Genomic DNA, 17,283 nt, shown 5'->3' with positions numbered 1-17,283 from the left:
AATCCGCATGACCGCCGCATCTGCTCCGCTTGTTTCCATACAGTCGCTGCACAAGAGCTACGGCCCGCACATTCAGGTGCTGAAGGGTCTCGATATCGAGATGAAGCCGGGCGAGCGCGTCGTCGTTATCGGTCCTTCGGGCGGCGGCAAGTCGACGCTGCTGCGCGTGATGATGGGCCTTGAAAAGATCGACAGCGGCGCCATCACCTTCGGCGGCAAGCCCTATATTTCTTCATCCGGCCTGGAGACGAAGACGCTCATCGACACCGAGGTGCGCCGCTCCATCGGCATGGTGTTCCAGCACTACACGCTGTTTCCGCATTTGAGCGTCATCCAGAACCTCGTGCTCGCCCCGTGCAAGGTGCGCGGCGAGAAGAGAGCGAGCGCCACGCAGCGGGCGCAGGCTTTGCTTGAACGCTTCGGCCTCGGCGCCAAGGCGAATGCCTTCCCCGCCCAGCTTTCCGGCGGACAGAAGCAGCGTGTCGCCATCGCGCGTGCGCTGATGCTCGATCCGAAGCTGATGCTGTTCGACGAGGTGACCTCGGCGCTCGATCCGGAACTGGTGGCGGAAGTGGAGCAGGTCATCCTGCAGCTTGCGAACCAGAACCTGCCGATGATGATCGTCACCCACGACATGTGGTTCGCCAAGAACATCGCATCGCGCGTCATCTTCTGCGCCGGGGGCGTGGTCGTCGAGGATGGTCCGCCCGAGCAGGTGCTGGGCGCGCCGCGCGAGGAGCGCACGCGTGAGTTCATCGACCGCGTCTTCCACATCAAGCAATAGGGGGTGGCGGTGAACTATACATTTGATTTCAACGCCGTCTCGCTTGGCCCGCTGATCGAGGGGCTTGTCGTCACGCTGGAGCTGACGGTCGCAGCCAATCTCATCGGCGTCATTCTCGGCTTTCCGCTGGCGCTTTTGATCATGAGCCGCATCGCCGTCATCCGCTGGCCGGCGACGCTCTTTGTCGAGTTCTTCCGCTGCACGCCGGCAATAGTGCAGATTGTCTGGTTTTTCTACTGCGTACCCATGCTGTTCAACGTCTTCCTCGGCTCGATGACGATGGGCATCCTGGCGCTCGGCCTGAACCTCATGGCCTTCAACGCGGAGGCCTACCGCGCCGCCATCCAGGCCGTGCCGCGCGAGCAGATCGATGCCGGCATCGCGCTCGGGCTCAATCCGTTCCAGCGTGTGTTCCATATCGTGCTGCCCAATGCGCTGCGCGCCTCCATTCCCGTGCTTTTGACCAATGGCATTGTCATCTTCCAGCAGAGCGCGCTGGTCGCCATCGTCGCGGTGCAGGACCTCATGTACCAGGCGAAAACGCTCGCGACCGAGACCTATCGACCGATCGAGACCTTCACCATTGCGGCGCTGATCTATTTCGCGGTGTCGTTCCCCGTCACGCAGGTGGTCGGCTGGCTCGAACGCCGCCGCCAGATCCTGACGACCTAGGAGGAAAACATGGCGCTCGATTTCTCCGTTCTCCTCCGCTTCCAGGAAGCACTCGCCGTCGGCCTCTGGACGACGATCAAGCTGACGCTGATCTGCGTCGTGCTCGGCTGCTCGCTCGGCTTCCTTGTCGGTCTTGCCCGAACCTCACCGAGCATCATCGTCCGCGGCATCGCCAGTGTCTATGTCGAATTCTTCCGCGGAACGCCGGTGCTGATCCAGCTGTTCTGGATCTTCTTCTGCCTGCCGCTGGTCCTCGGCATCGAACTCTCCAACCTTGCCTCCGGCGTCATCGCGCTGACGCTCTACATGGGCGCCATCACCAGCGAGACGTTTCGGGCGTCGCTGAAATCCGTCGGCCGCGAGCAGTTGGACGCCTGCATTGCGCTCGGCCTGCCGCGCCACGTTCAGGTGGTCAATGTGATCCTGCCGCAGGCGGTGCTGCGTGCCATCCCAACGCTGCTGTCCAACTGCGTCAGCCTGTTCAAGGAAAGCGCGCTCGTCTCGGCCGTCGGCATGGCCGACCTGATGTTCGTCGGCCAGAACATTTCCAACAACACGGCCCGCCCCGTCGAGGTGCTGACCATTGTCGCCCTCATCTACTTCGCCATCGCCTTCCCGCTGACGCGCGCCGTCACGCTCGTCGAAGGCCGCATCCTCAAGAAACTCGCCATCTAGGAGAAAGACCATGAAACTGTCCGGCGTCATGCCCGCCCTCGTCACCCCCTTCGACGCCAACAACCGGGTCGATTTCAAAGCATTCGAGAAGCATCTTATCAGCCTGCGCGCTGCCGGCGTCACCGGCTGGGTGCCGATGGGCTCGACCGGCGAATATTTTTCACTGTCGAATGAAGAGCGCGAGGATGTGCTGACATTCGTCAAGAATTTCGCCATCGAGGGCGAGGCGCTGATCGCCGGCACCAACGCGCCCGCCACCCGCGAGGTCATCGAGAACACGCTGCGCGCCAGGGACATCGGCTACGACACCGTGCTGCTCGCCACGCCCTTCTACACACGCCCGACGCAGGAAGAGCTGCTTGCCCATTATCGCACCGTGCTCGATGCCACCGACATCAACCTCATCATGTACAATTACCCGCCGAAGGACGGCATAGAGATCGGCTTCGATCTGATGGATGCGCTCGCCGACGACCCGCGCGTCATCGGGATCAAGGAAAGCTCGGGCGTGCTGCAGCGCGCCGTCGATATCCACGCCCGCTACAAGGGCCGCATCGACCTCATCTCCGGCTCGGACGATATCGCGCTCGACTTCATGTTCTGGGGCGCCGATTGCTGGATCTGCGGCCCGGCCAACTGCATGGCGGACGCCTGCGTCGAACTCGACAGGACCTTCCGTTCGGGTGACCTTGCGAAGGCACGGGAGAAGATGACGGTGCTCTACCGCGCCATGAACATCCTGGAGAGCGGAAAATTCGTGCAGAAGATCAAGTATGGCTGCGAGCTCCAGGGCACGCCGGTCGGCGCCTGCCGCGCGCCGCTCGGCGAACTGACCGAGCAGGAAAAGTCCGATTTCCGCGCGGCTATCGCACCGATCCTCAACTGACGATACCGAGCCGGCGGCCTTAGCCTCCGGCAGCCTTCGCAGGAGCATGCCCGTGTCATCCATTGCCGTTGTCGGCGCCGGCATCATCGGCACCACCATCGCCTACGCCCTCCAGCGCCGCGGCTTCTCCGTGACGCTGGTCGACCGCAATGCGCCCGGCACGGGCGCCTCCTACGGCAACATGGCGAGCATCGCCGTCACCGAGTTCATGCCCGCCTCGCGTCCCGGTGTCTGGGCGCAGATGCCGAAATGGCTGCTCGATCCCGAGGGGCCAGTGCGCATCCGTCCCGCCTATATGCCGAAACTCGTGCCGTGGTTCCTGCGCTTCCTTTCGGCCAGCCGGCCCTCCAGGCTACGCGAACTGGAGGCAGCCGGGGCCGCGCTGTGCGGTCGCGTCCATGAGGATCTCGATGCCCTGTTGAAGGAGACCGGCCTCACCGGGATGCTGAGTGCTGAAGGTTGCCTCAGCCTCTATGCCGACGAGGCGGAATTCCACGCCGACCGCGAACACATCGAAATCCTCGAACGCTTCGGCTTTCGCCACGACGTCCTCGGCGGCAATGCCATCCGCGATCTCGAACCGGCCTTGACGACGAAGATCGCCAAGGCCGTGCGCTTCCCCGACAATCGCTCCATCGCCGATCCCTATAAACTGGTGATGGCGCTTGCGGCGCAGTTTCAGGCCTTGGGCGGCGTGATTCAAACCGGCGACGTTGCCGGCTTCGAGGAATATGACGGGAGCGTTTCGGCTCTGAGGCTGGCCGATGGCCGCCGTCTTGCTGCCGATCGTGTCGTGCTGACGGCCGGCGCCTTTACCGGGCGCCTGTCGAAACTGCTTGGCGAGCCGATCCCGCTCGAGACCGAGCGCGGCTACCACACGCAGATCATGGCACCCGGCATTTCCATGCGCCATTCGATCATCTGGCCCGCCCGCGCCTTCATGGTGACGCCGACGGCGGGCGGTATCCGCGTCGGCGGCACGGTGGAGATGGCCGGCCTCGATGCGCCGCCGGATTACCGCCGTGCCAAAGTGTTGGTGAAGCGCGCAATAGAAGCGCTGCCGGATCTCAAGCCCGAACAGACCAGCGAATGGATGGGCCACCGCCCGGCGCTGCCCGATACGGTACCGGTCATCGGTCCCTCAGCAAAACGCAGGAACGTCTTGTATGCTACGGGCCATGGCCATCTCGGCCTCACCTATGCCGCCACGACCGGCCGGCTGATCGCCGACCTCGTGACGGGCGCCGCACCGCCCATCGATCTCAAACCCTACCGCGTCGACCGTTTCTGAAAGGACTACCCATGCGAAGCGAACTCTATATCGACGGGACGTGGAAGCCGTCTTCCGACGGCAAGACCCTTGAGGTGATCAACCCGGCGACGGAAGAGGTGATCCACCATATCGCCGCCGCCACGGCCGAGGATGTCGACGCAGCCGTCAAGGCCGCCCGCCGGTCCTTCGACAAGGACGGTTGGCCGCAGACATCAGGTGCCGAGCGTGCAAAATACCTGCGCGCCATCGCCGCCGGCATCCGCGCCCGGCAGGCCGAGATCGCCCGCCTCGAAGTCATCGACAACGGCAAACCTTTTCCGGAAGCCGACTGGGACATCGCCGATGCTGCCGGCTGCTTCGACTTCTATGCCGGCCTCGCCGAGCAGCTCGACACCAATCCGGAAGAGCCCATTGCACTTGCCGACAATCGCTTTACGTCCAAGGCGGTGCGCGAGCCGATAGGTGTCGCCGGCGCCATTATCCCGTGGAACTACCCGCTGCTGATGGCATCCTGGAAGGTCGCTCCGGCACTTGCCGCCGGCTGCACCGTGGTGCTGAAGCCCGCCGAGATCACTTCGCTGACCGCGCTGGAACTCGCGGCCATCGCCGACGAGGCAGGCCTGCCGCCCGGCGTGCTCAACATCGTCACCGGTGCGGGCTCCGTTACCGGACAGGCGATCATCGATCACAGCCAGGTCGACAAACTCGCCTTCACCGGTTCCGGCCCGGTCGGTTCGAAGATCATGGCCGCCGCTGCCCGCGACATCAAGCGCATAAGTCTGGAACTCGGCGGCAAGTCGCCCTTCGTCGTCTTCGATGACAGCGATATCGAAAAGGCCGTGGAATGGATTCTCTTCGGCATCTTTTGGAACCAGGGCCAGGTCTGCTCCGCCACTTCGCGCGTGCTGGTGCAGGAGGGCATCTACGACAGACTGCTGGCGCGGTTGATCGAGGAGACGAGCCGCATCCGCATCGGCAGCGGCCTTGAGGACGGCGTGCTGCTCGGCCCGCTCGTCTCGAAGAAACAGTACGAACAGGTCCTTGCCGCCATCGCGGCAGCGAAGTCGGCGGGTGCAACAATCGCCTGTGGCGGCACCCGGCCGGAAGGCTTCGACAAGGGCTATTACCTGCGCCCGACCATTCTGACCGACGTGCCGCTCGACAGCGCCGCCTGGAGGGAAGAGATTTTTGGCCCCGTCGTCTGCCTGCGCCCCTTCACGTCGGAAGAGGAGGCCATCGCACTCGCTAACGACAGCCGCTTCGGCCTCGCCGCCGCCGTCATGTCGGCGGACGATGCGCGTGCCGAGCGCGTGGCGAAGGCCTTTCGCGCCGGTATCGTCTGGATCAACTGCTCGCAGCCGACCTTCACCGAAGCGCCCTGGGGCGGCTACAAGGAATCCGGCATCGGTCGCGAGCTCGGCCGCTGGGGTCTCGACAACTATCTGGAGACCAAACAGATCACGAAATATGTGAGCGAAGATCCCTGGGGCTGGTACATCAAGTAAGGGCCGGCGCCATGCACTTCGAAAAATCCCTCGACCTGCTGCTCGTCCACTGCCAAGGCGAGCTCGGCGATGTGCTGATGGGCGGCGCACCGGAAATTCCCGGCGCCACGATGCTCGACAAGATGAACCATATCAACACGGTGGACGACAGCCTCCGCCGCTTCGTCACCTTCGAGCCGCGCGCCCATGTTGCCCAGTCGGTGAACCTCATCGTTGCGCCGACGCGGGACGATGCGGATGCCGGCTTCATCGTGCTGCAGGCCGATCGGGCGCATCCGATGTCCGGCAGCAATTGCATCTGCGTCGTCACGGCGCTTCTCGAAAGCGGCCGGATAGCGATGCGCGAGCCGGAGACCATGGTTCGCCTCGATACGCCGGCCGGCCTGATCGTGGCGCGGGCGCGCTGTGACGGCGGACGTTGCCTTTCCGTCAGCCTCGACAACGTGCCGAGTTTTGCCGAGGTTCTGGACCACACCATCGATACACCCTGGGGCCGCATCACCGTCGATATCGCCTTCGGCGGTGTCTATTATGCGCTGGTGGACGTCGGTCAGGTCGGTCTCGCCATCGCGCCGGACAACGCCCGGGCGCTCGCCGAAGCCGGTATCGAACTGAAGCGGGTTCTCGCCGATCAGGTGAAGGTGCGGCACCCGACGCTGACCGGTGTCGATGAGATCGCCTATGTCATGTTCCGCGACCGCGAGCCTGACGGCGCGATCCGCACCTGCACCACGCTCCAGCCAGGCCGTGTCGACCGGTCACCTTGCGGCACGGGAAGCTCCGCCAATCTCGCCGCGCTGTTTGCCCGCGGCGAGGTGTCGGTGGGCGATGCCCGCCTCTCCCGCTCCATCATCGGCGGAGAATTTCTGGCCGAGGCGATCGGCGAGACGGAGATCGGCGGGCGCCGCGCTGTGCTGCCGCGCATCACCGGCCGCGGCTATGTCTATGGCCGCTCGCACCTGCGTCTCGACCCCGACGATCCTTTCGCCGCCGGTTTCGCGCTGTCGGATACGTGGGGGCCGCAGGTCGGTCTGTTGAGGTAGAACCATGGAAAAGCCATTGCAGGGACAGACCGTTCTTGTCACCGGCGCATCGGGCGGCATCGGCGCCGCCATCGTCGAACGGCTGGCAGCGGAGGGCGCCCGGCCGATCATTCACTACGGACGGGATAGGGCGGGTGCCGAGGCGCTCCTTGCCCGCATCAACGGCAACGGCTTGCTGGTGCAGGCCGATCTTTCCGCGGCTGACGGCCCGTTTGCGCTTTTGCGGGAAGCGTTCGCTGCCGCCGGGCGTATTCATGGCCTCGTCAACAATGCCGGTATCCGCACGGAGATTTCCATCGACGCTTCGCCGGAGGACTGGAAAGCCGCGTGGCAAAGGGAGTTCCAGATCAATTTCTTCGCCGCCGCCGATCTCTGCAAGGAAGCCATCCGCCACTTTAAGGCGACGGGCGGCGGGCGCATCGTCAATATGGCGAGCCGTGCCGGACAGCGCGGCTATGCGGCCGACGCCATGCCTTATGGTGCGACCAAGGCGGCCCTGGTGAACCTCACGAAATCCATCGCCCGCAGTTTCGGCGCAGATGGCGTCACAGCCGTCGCCATCGCGCCCGGTTGGGTGCGCACCGACATGGCAGAAGACTTCATCGCCAAACATGGCAAGCAGGCAGCGGTCGCGGACATCCCCGTCGGCGAGATGGCGTCGCCTGCCGATGTGGCCGAACTCGTCGCCTTCGTACTGCGCCCCTCGCAGGCCTCGTTGAACGGCGCGACGCTCGACGTCAACGGCGGCAGCTATATCCGGTAATATCAGGAGGATTTTCCATGAAGCGTTTCGAGAACAAGGTCGCGGTCGTCACGGGTGCCGGCGGCGGCATCGGCTCGGCGATTGCGCGACGGCTGGCCGCCGAGGGCGCGCTGGTGGTGGTGACGGTTGTCAACGGCGAGGCCGCGGCGACTGTGGTGCAGGGCATCGCGGATGACCATGGCCGAGCAGTGGCGATTGCTGCGGATATTGCCAAGAAGGACGCGTGCTTCGGCCTTATCGAAGAGGTTTTTGCGCTCGAAGGCTGGATCGACGTGCTGGTCAACAATGCCGGCATCAACCGGCGCGGCAATCTTCTTTCGCTGTCGGACGAGGACTGGGCGACGAGTTTCACCGTCAACCTGGATTCGATGTTCCACCTCTGCCGCGCCGTGTTGCCGCACATGATCGCTGCCGGCGGCGGCGCGATCGTCAACACCGCGTCGCAATGGGGCCTCTATCCCGCGCCGAACCACATCGCCTACAACACGACCAAGGCGGCGGTCGCAGCCTTCACGCAGAATCTCGCCCGCGACTATGCGCCGGACAAGGTGCGCGTCAACGCCGTCTGCCCCGGCGAGATTCACACGCCGATGCTCGAGGCCGGCGTCAAACGCTCCGGTCGCACCATCGCCGATCTCGACAGGCTCGTTCCGTTCGGCCGCATCGGCAAGCCGGAAGAGGTCGCGGCCCTCGTCGCCTTCCTTGCATCAGAAGAGGCCGCGTTCATGTGTGGCTCATTGGTGGAGATCACCGGGGCGCAGGCCGTCGCTTGAGGGATTGGCGCCATTGCAAGCGAACTAAACCGCAGCGATCGGTTTGGTAGCCGGAAGCGCGGCCATATCGAATATCGCCGCATTGTCCTGGATTTCGCGCAGGCCCCTGTAAGACGCGTGCCGCAGACTGCCGTTCCCGGTCCAGCCGCGAAACGCGATGTCTGCGATCAAAGTGGGCTGTGCAAAAACGAGATTCTCACCCGTGATCGGCACCACCGGTTTCCTCGTCTTGAGCCTGTCGAGCATCTGGCGGAGAGAGGCCGCCTCCTTCGCATCAAAGCCGGCGTCGACAGCACCGACAGGGACCCAGTCAAGGCCCTCTCGCCCGGCAAGAAGGAGGCTGCCGATGCCTGATGGCGCCGATGGCGAATGTTCGTAACCGACGATGATGAAGCTTTCAGTCCGAAGGCATGTGATCTCAAGCCAGTCGCCGGTGCGGCCGGAGCGATAAGGGCGGTCGCGACGCTTGGCGATGATCCCCTCGAACCCCAGTTCGCAGGCCTGCGCCAGCAGCGCGCTGCCGTTGCCAGTGGCCTGTTCTGAAAGGCGAATGGCCGTGGTGCGGTCTGCGGGAACAAGCACCTCCAGAGCGTGCCGGCGGGCGGAGAGTTCCGTCTCCGTCAGATCGTGGCCATCCAGATAGAGAAGATCGACGGCATAGAAGATTGCCTCGCTCGAAGCCCATGTGCCACCGCGCCCGCCGAGCGAGCGTTGCAATGCCTCAAAGTCAGGGCATCCGTCGCCATCCAGCACGACGGCTTCCCCGTCGAGTATGGCGGAAAACGTGCCGAGGTCGCGCGCCGCCGCCACGATGGAAGGGAAGCGATGAGTCCAGTCGTGACCCTCGCTTGTGATCACCCTCACACCGCCGGGATCGATATGCACGGCGATCCGGCAGCCGCCCCATTTGACTTCGTAGACCCAATCCGATCCCTGCGGTGGTGATGGTTTCGAGCGGGCAAGACAGGGCTTGATCCGGTCGGGCATGGCGTCGAAGGGCAAGCTCGGCTGGTCCGGGTCGTGTTTTCGCAAGGGACGAGACTGAAGAGCGTCGCTGGACTCGTTGAGCAACGGGACGGTCTGCCTGCGTTTGGATGTCATTCGTCGCCTCGCTCCCTGCATTCGCCACGAAGATCCTAGGCAGCGCGCTTATAGCCTTCATGACATGGTGCGCGGGAGGACATTCGACAATGTCCCGGGGCGGTTTAAGCTTTCCCGGACCGCGAATTACAGCTTTTTTGGCGGTTCGAAACCAACGCGTGGCGGCGGCCTTCGGATTTGTCGTTGTCACGGGTTTTCCTCGTCGGCCTTGCTGGAAAACGCGCGTCGAACGATGCCGTGGCGTTGGAGTTTGTCATAGAAGGTCTTGCGCGGGATACCCAGCGCCGCGATCGTCTCCTGCACGTCGCCGCCATGGGCGGAGAGCGTATCCCGGATGATCTCCGCCTCCAGCCGTTCCAGCCGCTCCGGGAGCGTACCGGAGGTATCGAGCACCGGTACGGCGGGTGCGAGGGGCGTCGGCACCAGGCCCAGCACGGTGCGCTCGGCGAAATGGGAAAGTTCACGCACGTTTCCCGGCCAGTCGTGATCGGCAAGATGCCGCAGGACGTCGGCGGAAAGGAGTGGCGTTTCGCGCTGAAAACGCCGCGCAGCCCGCTCGGCGAAGTAGCTGAAGAGAAGCGGAATATCCTCCCGGCGTTCGCGCAGCGGCGGGATGGAGAGCGAGATGACGTTCAGACGATAGTAGAGATCCTCGCGAAAAGTCGCGCGTTGTGCCGGGTCGGCAAGGTCGACCTTCGCAGCCGCGACGATGCGGATATCGACGGGTCGCACCTCGTTGGTGCCGAGCGGCGTGACCTCGCGCATTTCGAGCACGCGCAGCAGTTGGACTTGGGTCGAAAGCGGCATGCTTTCCAGTTCGTCGAGAAAGAGCGTGCCGCCGCTCGAATGTTCGATCCGGCCAATGCGCTTCTTCTGGGCGCCGGTGAAGGCGCCCGGTTCATGGCCGAACAGCTCGCTTTCGATCACCTGTTCCGGCAGCGCGCCGCAATTGAGGGCGACGAAATTGCCCTTGGAGCGGCGGCTCCAGCCGTGCAGCAAACGGGCGACCACCTCCTTGCCGCTGCCCGTTTCGCCGGTCACCAGGACGTCGACATCCGTGTCGGCGATCTGGCGCAGCATCTGGCGCAGGCGGTCCATCACCGGCGTTTGGCCGATCAGCGGAAAATCGTCCTCGGCCTGCCGGGCTGCCTCCCTGAGACGGCGGTTTTCCAGGACGAGGCCACGTTTTTCGGCGGCGCGGTGCACACATTGGATCAGCCGCTCGGCAGGGAAGGGTTTGGTGATGAAATCGTAGACGCCATCCTGAATGGCCTTGACGGCCGTCGGAATGTCGCCGTGGCCGGTGACGAGGATAACAGGAACTTCCGGATCAAGCCCGCGGATGCGCTCGAACAGCTGAAGCCCGTCCATGCCGGGCATACGAATATCGGAAACAACGACACCGGCAAAGCTCCGGTCGATGCGTGCGAGCGCGTCGGTGGCCGCGCCGAAGGGCGTGACGTCGAAGCCGGCCAGTTCCAGCGTCTGGGCCGTCGCATGCAAAAGCTGCCGGTCGTCGTCGACGAGGAGGACGGGTATGGTCATGGCTGAACCTTTCGCAGATGGACCCTGAAGCAGGCCCCGCCCGCATCCGTCTCGACCTCAAGCCGTCCGCCATAATCGGAGACGATATCCTTGGCGATGACGAGGCCGAGCCCAAGGCCCTTTTCCTTGGAGGTGTTGAAGGGTTCGAAGAGTGATCCCAGAATGGCCGACGAAATGCCGGGTCCGTTGTCGGCTACCGAAATGGCGACGTCTCCATCGGTGACCGCGATGGAAACGTCCACCCGCCCATCCGCCCTGTCCGCGACGGCTTCCAGCGCGTTCTGGAAGAGATTGATGAACACCTGTTCGAGCCTGAGCCGGTTACCCAGGACGGCGAGATCCTGTGGCATGGGGGCAATGATCAGGCGTTCGAGGCGGCCGGTGAAGCGGCTGCGCAGCAGCATGATGGCGCCGTCGATGACCTCCAGCAGCACGACCGGTTCCTCACCGGACCGCCCTTTGCGGGCAAGCGCCTTCAGGTCCTCGGTGATCGTCGCGATCCGGTCTGTGAGGTCGGCAATGAGACCGAGGTTTTCGAGCACCGGCTCGGGTTTGCTGCGGGCCAGAAAGACCTTGGAATTGTCGGCATAGGCACGGATGGTGGCGAGCGGCTGGTTGATCTCATGCGCGACGCCGGCGGCGACCTGGCCGAGAATGGCCAGCCGGTTGGCCTGCACGAGATCCTGCTGCACGGATTGCAGTTTCGTTTCGGTTTCCCGGTGCTCGGCGATTTCGACTTGCAGGCGGTCGCGGGCAAGGCTGAGGTCCATGGTGCGCTCGACCACGCGGCGCTCCAGTTCGTCGCGGGCCGCCTGGGCTCGAGCAGCGTTGGCAAGCGATGTCTGGCGACGGCGCAGCCAGATCGCAGCCGCGATCGTGATTGCGCCGATGGCAATAAGGGCGAGAAGCTGGGCCTCCCGCATGCCGGCGGCAACCGTGCCGGCGACCGGTACGAGATATTCGAATTGCCAGGGCGTCGAGACGACCGGCGCAGTGATGCGCAAATAGGTTTCCGCGCCGCCGCCCGGCTGTACGGCGCGAAGCAGGCCGTCCGCGGTCCTCTCGAAGGGCAGAGGCGTGAGTGGCGCTTCCCCGAATTGCAGGCTCTCGCGAATGGCGGCAAGGTTTTCCGCCGGCAACGGTTCGGTCGTCATGAAACGCCAGGAGGGGATGCTGGTGATCAGCACCACATGGTCTGCATCGACGATGTAGGACGGGCGCTGCGTCTCGTGCCAGTCGCGCTCGAGCTGATCGAACTCCATCTTGACGACGACGACGCCGAGCGGGGCTGCGGCCGGGCCGATCCGGTGCGATATATAGAGGCCCGGCCGTTTGCTGACCGAGCCGAGCGCAAAATGCTCGGCCGTGCCGTCCTTCATCGCACGCGAGAAATAGGCACGAAACGAATAGTCGTTGCCGACGAAACTCGTCGGTTCGCGCCAGTTGCTCGCTGAAATCGCGACACCCTTCGTGTCGATGACATAGATCACCGCAGCACTGGTGCCCGCCACCAGTTCTTCCAGCTTGCGGTCGAGAAAGGCACGCCGGGCAGGATCGGGCCCGGCCAGCGCCTCGGTGACGTCCCGATCGCGTGACAGCAGGAAGGGGAGCGCACGCGGGCGTTCCAGCACGGCGCGCAGAAGCGCGACCTTGAGACCGGCATCGGCGTGCCCCTGTTCCTCCAGCGCCGAAAGCGCGGCGGACCGGCCATAGATGCCGGCCGCATAGAGCGCTGCAATCGCGATCGAAAGGAGGGCAAGGGCGAAAACGATCCACTGCCGCCGTGCCGTGCGGGAAAGATCTGCCGCTGTGCGGGTCGGTGAGGGCGCCTCCATTTTTGATTTTGAGCATAAAGCCGCACGAGACTCAATGTTCTCTGTGCGGAAATTCGCACAGAGCACGGGGGTGCTTTCGCAGTGCTGAAGAAATAAGTAACTATTTACAATAGCTTATCCTGCGCTTCGCAACTTGGCACGCCCCTTGCTGAACATGTTTCAGTTTCAGCAAGTCACCCCGGGAAGAGCCGGTTTCCGGTTGGGGTGCGAACGGAGGAAGCCATGCACATTTCGTCTGTCGACACGCAACCGCGTGCTCCCCTGCCATTCTACCGCCACCTCTATTTCCAGGTGATCGTCGCCATCGTTGCCGGCATGCTGGTCGGCCATTATTATCCGGAATTCGGTGCCAGCCTGAAACCGTTCGGCGATGCCTTCATCAAGCTCGTCAAGATGATCATCGCGCCAGTGATCTTCCTGACGGTCGCCACCGGCATTGCCGGCATGTCGGACCTGAAGAAGGTCGGCCGCGTCGCCGGCAAGGCGATGATCTACTTCCTCACCTTCTCCACGCTGGCGCTGGCCATCGGCATGCTGGTCGCCAATGTGGTGCAGCCGGGCGCCGGCATGCACATCGACCCCGCCTCGCTCGATGCCAATGCGGTGGCAACCTATACGAGCAAGGCGCATGAATCGACCATCACCGGCTTCCTGATGAACATCATTCCGCAGACCATCGTCGGTGCCTTCGCGGAGGGCGACATCCTGCAGGTGCTGTTCTTCTCGGTGCTGTTCGGCATCGCGCTCGGCATGGTCGGCGAACAGGGCAAGCCGGTCGTCGATTTCCTTCAGGCGCTGACGAGCCCGATCTTCCGGCTGGTCGCCATCCTGATGAAGGCGGCCCCGATCGGCGCCTTCGGCGCCATGGCCTTCACCATCGGCAAATACGGCATCGGCTCGGTCGCCAACCTCGCCTTCCTGATCGCCACCTTCTACATCACCTCGCTCCTCTTCGTCTTCGTGGTGCTGGGCGCCGTCGCCAGATACAACGGTTTCTCGATCCTGGCGCTCATCCGCTACATCAAGGAGGAACTGCTGCTCGTTCTCGGCACCTCGTCGTCCGAAGCGGCACTGCCGGGCCTGATGCAGAAAATGGAAAAGGCCGGCTGCAAGCGCTCGGTGGTCGGCCTCGTCATTCCGACCGGTTACTCGTTCAACCTCGACGGTACCAACATCTACATGACGCTCGCAGCCCTCTTCATCGCACAGGCGGTCGACATTCCTCTGTCGTTCGGTGATCAGCTGCTCCTGCTGCTCGTCGCCATGCTGAGTTCAAAGGGCGCCGCCGGCATCACCGGCGCCGGTTTCATCACGCTTGCCGCCACGCTCTCGGTCGTGCCCTCCGTGCCGGTTGCCGGCATGGCGCTGATCCTCGGCATCGATCGTTTCATGTCGGAATGCCGCGCTCTGACCAACTTTGTCGGCAATGCCGTCGCCACCATCGTCGTCGCCCGCTGGGAAAACGAACTGGATGAGGCGAAGCTGAAGGAAGTGCTGAGCGGCACCGCGCCAGAAACGCTGATCGGGGAAACCGCTCTCCAGCCGGCCGAGTGATCTTCCAAGAGTAACGGCATCAATTCGGAGGCGTCGCTCTTTCAGCGGCGCTTCTTTTTATGTTTGCCCGCCAGCCGCTACGCCCGCCGCTAAGTTCTAGCTCTTTTGCGCGGCGAACATCGGTCCGCCCTTGTGGGCGGGAAAGCCGTAGCCGTTGATCATGACCAGATCGATATCGCCGGGCCGCGCGGCGATACCTTCGGCGAGCAGTGCTCTCCCCTCATCGACCATTGCCGCAAGGAGACGATCGATGATCTCTTCCGATGCAAAAGCCCGCGGAACGATGTTTTTCGCCGCCCGCGCCGCTTCGATCACTGCCGTCACCGCGGGATCGATCGTGCGCTCGCCGCTTGGGTAGGCGTACCAGCCGAGGGCATTCTTGCGGCCGAGGCGACCTGCTTCGCAGAGCCTGTCGGCGATCTCGACATAACGCTCCGCGGGATCGCGGGCCGCGGCCAGCCGCTTTCGGCGTGCCCAGGCGATTTCGAGGCCGGCCATGTCATTGACGGCGAAAATGCCCATCGGAAAGCCATAGGCCTCGAGCGCAGAATCGATCTGGTGCGGCAGGGCGCCGTCCTCGAGCATGAACTCCGCTTCTCGGCGATAGGCGGAGAAGATGCGGTTGCCGATAAAGCCCTCGGTGACGCCGCAGACGATAGCAAGCTTGCCGAGGCGCTTGACGAAGTTGAGTGCGCTCGCCAGCACGTCGGGCGCGGTTTTCGCGCAATCGACGACCTCCACGAGCCGCATGACATTGGCGGGCGAGAAGAAGTGCAGGCCGACCACGCGGGACGGATCGGCCGTTGCGGCCGCAATCGTATCGGGATCGAGATAGCTCGTGTTGGTCGCCAAGATAGCATCGGGCGCGACGATGCTGTCGAGCCTGCGAAACAGATCCGTCTTGACGGAGAGGTCATCGAAGACGGCTTCCACGACGAGATCGGCCGTCGCAAGGTCCTTCGCCTCGGCAGTCGCTTCGAGCCGGGCAAGGCATGCCTCGCGTCCCTCCGCCGTCAGGCGCCTGGATTGCACGGCCTTGGCGAGAATGCCGGCGATACGCTCGCGCCCACTGGCCGCGGCCTCTGGAGTCTGCTCCAGCGCGATGACGTGGTAACCGCTGGTGAGCGCCGAGACCGCAATGCCGGAGCCCATCAGCCCCGTGCCGACCACCCCGACGGTTTCGATCCGCCGCGGCGACACATCAGTGAGCGTTTCGACCTTCCAGGCGGCGCGCTCGGCAAAGAAGACGTGTCGCAGGGCTGCCGATTCCTCGGAATCGCGCAAACGCAGGAATGTGGCGCGCTCCTCCGCCAAGCCCTGTTCAAGGTCGAAGTGGCCTGCCGACTTCACGAGTCGAACAGCTTCGACGGGGGCGTACTGGCCGCGGCTTTTGGCAACGACCTTTGCCTCCGCCATATCGACAGCGGCGGCATCCACCGCGGGAATCGTGATCCTGCCGGTGCGGCGAAGCGGTCGCCCGGCATTTTCACGCGCGGCTGCAATGGCCGCCGTCAGGGGATCGGCAGCGATAGCATCGGCGAGGCCGAGCGCCACGGCTTCCTCGGCCTTTGCCGCCCGTCCCGTACCGATGAGGTCTATGGCCGCAATCGTGCCGATCAGGCGCGGCAGCCTTTGTGTCCCGCCGGCGCCCGGAACGATGCCGAGCTTTACCTCCGGCAGGCCGAACGTGGCGTTCTCGCCGGCAATGCGGCCGTGGCAGGCGAGCGCGACCTCGCAACCGCCGCCAAGGGCTGCACCGGTTACGGCGCAGACGACGGGTTTCTCGAAAGCCTCGATCTGGTCGATCACGTCAGGCAGCGAGGGCGCGACCGGGGGCTTGCCGAACTCCCGGATATCCGCCCCGCCTATGAAGATGCGGCCCGTGCCCGAGATGACAAGCCCGACGATATCGCGAGCACCGGCGGCATAGTCCAGTGCCGCGACCAGACCGGACCGGACATGCGCCGAGAGGGCATTGACGGGCGGGTTGTCGATGGCAACGACAAGAACGTCCCCGTCCAGCCGGGCAGAAACACTCTCGGAAAATCGCATCTCGGCCATTGCGGCAAGCCTCATTCGGGGATGACGGCCGTGGCCTGGATCTCGATCTTGGCGCGGTCCTCGACCAGCGCGACCACCTGCATCGCCGCCATGGCGGGATAGTGCCTGCCGATGGTTTCGCGGTAGGCTTGGCCGATGCCGCGCAGGTTGCCGAGATATTCCTGCTTGTCGGTAAAATACCAGGTCATCGTGGTGATGTGGTGGGGTTCGGCGCCGCCTGCCGCGAGCACGGCGACGACATTCTTCAGCGTCTGGCGCACCTGTTCGACAAAATCGTCGGTCTCGAATTCGGAGTGTTTGTTCCAGCCGATCTGGCCGCCGACGAAAAACGTGCGGCCCGTCGCCGCCACGCCGTTGGAATAGCCGATGGGCTTTGCCCAGCCTTCAGGTTGCAGGATGGTGTGCATGGGGCGTCTCCAGATGAGATGTCAGTGCGGCGCGGATATCGTCCGGCCAGGCGAGCGAGGCATGGGTATCGAGCGAGGTGGCGACGATGCGGTGTTTGGCGGTCCAGAGCACGATGCCCCTTGCCGAGACCGTATGGTCCATGTCGAGTGACGAACGGCCGACGCCATGCACCGCGAGCGCGAAATCCAGCTCGTCGCCCTGAAAGCCCGGGCGACGGAAGGTGAGGTCGAGGCGCACCGTCGGCACACCGATGCGCAACTCGTCATTCATTGCCTTCCAGGGAAAGCCGAGCGAGGCGAAAAAGTCCTCCAGCACACCGACGAGGATGTTGAGGTAGGACGGGAAGTAAGCGATCCCCGATGGGTCGCAATCCCCGAACCGCAATGGTTTTTTGATCGTGAACAC

16 protein-coding genes are annotated in these 17,283 nt (G+C 64.0%); 10 read left to right on the top strand and 6 right to left on the bottom strand.

The window, feature by feature from the left end:
• Window positions 1-7 precede the first annotated feature (7 nt).
• From BSY16_RS22895 to BSY16_RS22855, 9 genes are read left to right on the top strand one after another with little or no spacing between them, the layout of a single operon-like run.
• Window positions 8-784, top strand: coding sequence for an amino acid ABC transporter ATP-binding protein (locus tag BSY16_RS22895; RefSeq protein WP_069062161.1), 777 nt, complete (start codon window positions 8-10; stop codon window positions 782-784).
• 9 nt (window positions 785-793) lie between these two features.
• Window positions 794-1,456: an amino acid ABC transporter permease gene (locus BSY16_RS22890; protein WP_069063652.1), complete on the top strand. Its 663-nt coding sequence runs from the start codon at window positions 794-796 to the stop codon at window positions 1,454-1,456.
• Between the two features lie 9 nt (window positions 1,457-1,465).
• A complete protein-coding gene (locus BSY16_RS22885) occupies window positions 1,466-2,131 on the top strand; it encodes an amino acid ABC transporter permease (RefSeq protein WP_069062160.1) in 666 nt (221 codons plus the stop codon).
• Window positions 2,132-2,141: 10 nt separating this feature from the next.
• The gene (locus BSY16_RS22880) at window positions 2,142-3,017 is read left to right on the top strand and encodes a dihydrodipicolinate synthase family protein (RefSeq protein WP_069062159.1); all 876 of its coding nucleotides are present in this window, start codon (window positions 2,142-2,144) and stop codon (window positions 3,015-3,017) included.
• A gap of 52 nt (window positions 3,018-3,069) precedes the next feature.
• Complete coding sequence (locus BSY16_RS22875; RefSeq protein WP_069063651.1) at window positions 3,070-4,308, top strand: NAD(P)/FAD-dependent oxidoreductase; 1,239 nt, start codon at window positions 3,070-3,072, stop codon at window positions 4,306-4,308.
• 11 nt (window positions 4,309-4,319) lie between these two features.
• A complete protein-coding gene (locus tag BSY16_RS22870) occupies window positions 4,320-5,795 on the top strand; it encodes an aldehyde dehydrogenase family protein (protein WP_069062158.1) in 1,476 nt (491 codons plus the stop codon).
• Window positions 5,796-5,806: 11 nt separating this feature from the next.
• Window positions 5,807-6,838 (top strand): proline racemase family protein, encoded by a 1,032-nt coding sequence (locus tag BSY16_RS22865; protein ID WP_069062157.1) that lies wholly within the window; start codon window positions 5,807-5,809, stop codon window positions 6,836-6,838.
• Between the two features lie 4 nt (window positions 6,839-6,842).
• Entirely contained in the window at window positions 6,843-7,601 is a 759-nt protein-coding gene (locus BSY16_RS22860) for an SDR family NAD(P)-dependent oxidoreductase (protein ID WP_069062156.1), read from the top strand.
• Window positions 7,602-7,618: 17 nt separating this feature from the next.
• Complete coding sequence (locus tag BSY16_RS22855) at window positions 7,619-8,374, top strand: SDR family NAD(P)-dependent oxidoreductase (protein WP_069062155.1); 756 nt, start codon at window positions 7,619-7,621, stop codon at window positions 8,372-8,374.
• Between the two features lie 24 nt (window positions 8,375-8,398).
• Here BSY16_RS22855 and ligD read toward each other — a convergent pair whose 3' ends face one another.
• The 3 genes from ligD to BSY16_RS22840 all read right to left on the bottom strand — a co-directional run bounded on the left by ligD (window position 8,399) and on the right by BSY16_RS22840 (window position 12,855).
• Window positions 8,399-9,475: a non-homologous end-joining DNA ligase gene (gene ligD / locus BSY16_RS22850; RefSeq protein WP_069062154.1), complete on the bottom strand. Its 1,077-nt coding sequence runs from the start codon at window positions 9,473-9,475 to the stop codon at window positions 8,399-8,401.
• A 186-nt stretch (window positions 9,476-9,661) separates the two neighbouring features.
• Entirely contained in the window at window positions 9,662-11,020 is a 1,359-nt protein-coding gene (locus BSY16_RS22845; protein ID WP_069062153.1) for a sigma-54-dependent transcriptional regulator, read from the bottom strand.
• Window positions 11,017-12,855 (bottom strand): sensor histidine kinase, encoded by a 1,839-nt coding sequence (locus BSY16_RS22840; RefSeq protein ID WP_069062152.1) that lies wholly within the window; start codon window positions 12,853-12,855, stop codon window positions 11,017-11,019. Before BSY16_RS22840 ends, BSY16_RS22845 begins: the two co-directional genes overlap by 4 nt.
• A 222-nt stretch (window positions 12,856-13,077) precedes the next feature.
• Here BSY16_RS22840 and BSY16_RS22835 point away from each other — a divergent pair, with 222 nt between their 5' ends.
• Window positions 13,078-14,409 carry a dicarboxylate/amino acid:cation symporter gene (locus tag BSY16_RS22835; RefSeq protein ID WP_069062151.1) on the top strand — a complete coding sequence of 444 codons (1,332 nt, stop codon included), beginning with the start codon at window positions 13,078-13,080 and terminating at the stop codon, window positions 14,407-14,409.
• Between the two features lie 96 nt (window positions 14,410-14,505).
• Here BSY16_RS22835 and BSY16_RS22830 read toward each other — a convergent pair whose 3' ends face one another.
• From BSY16_RS22830 to BSY16_RS22820, 3 genes are read right to left on the bottom strand one after another with little or no spacing between them, the layout of a single operon-like run.
• Window positions 14,506-16,470: a 3-hydroxyacyl-CoA dehydrogenase NAD-binding domain-containing protein gene (locus BSY16_RS22830; RefSeq protein ID WP_069062150.1), complete on the bottom strand. Its 1,965-nt coding sequence runs from the start codon at window positions 16,468-16,470 to the stop codon at window positions 14,506-14,508.
• Between the two features lie 11 nt (window positions 16,471-16,481).
• Window positions 16,482-16,877, bottom strand: a complete 396-nt coding sequence (locus BSY16_RS22825) for a RidA family protein (protein WP_069062149.1) — start codon at window positions 16,875-16,877, stop codon at window positions 16,482-16,484.
• Window positions 16,855-17,283, bottom strand: a complete 429-nt coding sequence (locus BSY16_RS22820; RefSeq protein ID WP_069062148.1) for an acyl-CoA thioesterase — start codon at window positions 17,281-17,283, stop codon at window positions 16,855-16,857. Before BSY16_RS22820 ends, BSY16_RS22825 begins: the two co-directional genes overlap by 23 nt.

It is taken from the genome of Sinorhizobium sp. RAC02 (assembly GCF_001713395.1).
Lineage (GTDB): Bacteria > Pseudomonadota > Alphaproteobacteria > Rhizobiales > Rhizobiaceae > Shinella.
The sequence above is the reverse complement of the archived record's forward strand: the minus strand, read 5'-3'. Positions and strand labels throughout refer to the sequence as shown.

Bases quoted from the DNA above. Each gene is read 5' to 3' on its own strand.
- BSY16_RS22880 (WP_069062159.1), top strand. From the start codon at position 2,142: ATGAAACTGTCCGGCGTCATGCCCGCCCTCGTCACCCCCTTCGACGCC.
- BSY16_RS22865 (WP_069062157.1), top strand. From the start codon at position 5,807: ATGCACTTCGAAAAATCCCTCGACCTGCTGCTCGTCCACTGCCAAGGC.
- BSY16_RS22855 (WP_069062155.1), top strand. From the start codon at position 7,619: ATGAAGCGTTTCGAGAACAAGGTCGCGGTCGTCACGGGTGCCGGCGGC.
- BSY16_RS22860 (WP_069062156.1), top strand. From the start codon at position 6,843: ATGGAAAAGCCATTGCAGGGACAGACCGTTCTTGTCACCGGCGCATCG.
- BSY16_RS22895 (WP_069062161.1), top strand. From the start codon at position 8: ATGACCGCCGCATCTGCTCCGCTTGTTTCCATACAGTCGCTGCACAAG.
- BSY16_RS22845 (WP_069062153.1), bottom strand. From the start codon at position 11,020: ATGACCATACCCGTCCTCCTCGTCGACGACGACCGGCAGCTTTTGCAT.
- BSY16_RS22825 (WP_069062149.1), bottom strand. From the start codon at position 16,877: ATGCACACCATCCTGCAACCTGAAGGCTGGGCAAAGCCCATCGGCTAT.
- BSY16_RS22835 (WP_069062151.1), top strand. From the start codon at position 13,078: ATGCACATTTCGTCTGTCGACACGCAACCGCGTGCTCCCCTGCCATTC.
- BSY16_RS22840 (WP_069062152.1), bottom strand. From the start codon at position 12,855: ATGGAGGCGCCCTCACCGACCCGCACAGCGGCAGATCTTTCCCGCACG.
- ligD (WP_069062154.1), bottom strand. From the start codon at position 9,475: ATGACATCCAAACGCAGGCAGACCGTCCCGTTGCTCAACGAGTCCAGC.
- BSY16_RS22830 (WP_069062150.1), bottom strand. From the start codon at position 16,470: ATGGCCGAGATGCGATTTTCCGAGAGTGTTTCTGCCCGGCTGGACGGG.
- BSY16_RS22870 (WP_069062158.1), top strand. From the start codon at position 4,320: ATGCGAAGCGAACTCTATATCGACGGGACGTGGAAGCCGTCTTCCGAC.
- BSY16_RS22885 (WP_069062160.1), top strand. From the start codon at position 1,466: ATGGCGCTCGATTTCTCCGTTCTCCTCCGCTTCCAGGAAGCACTCGCC.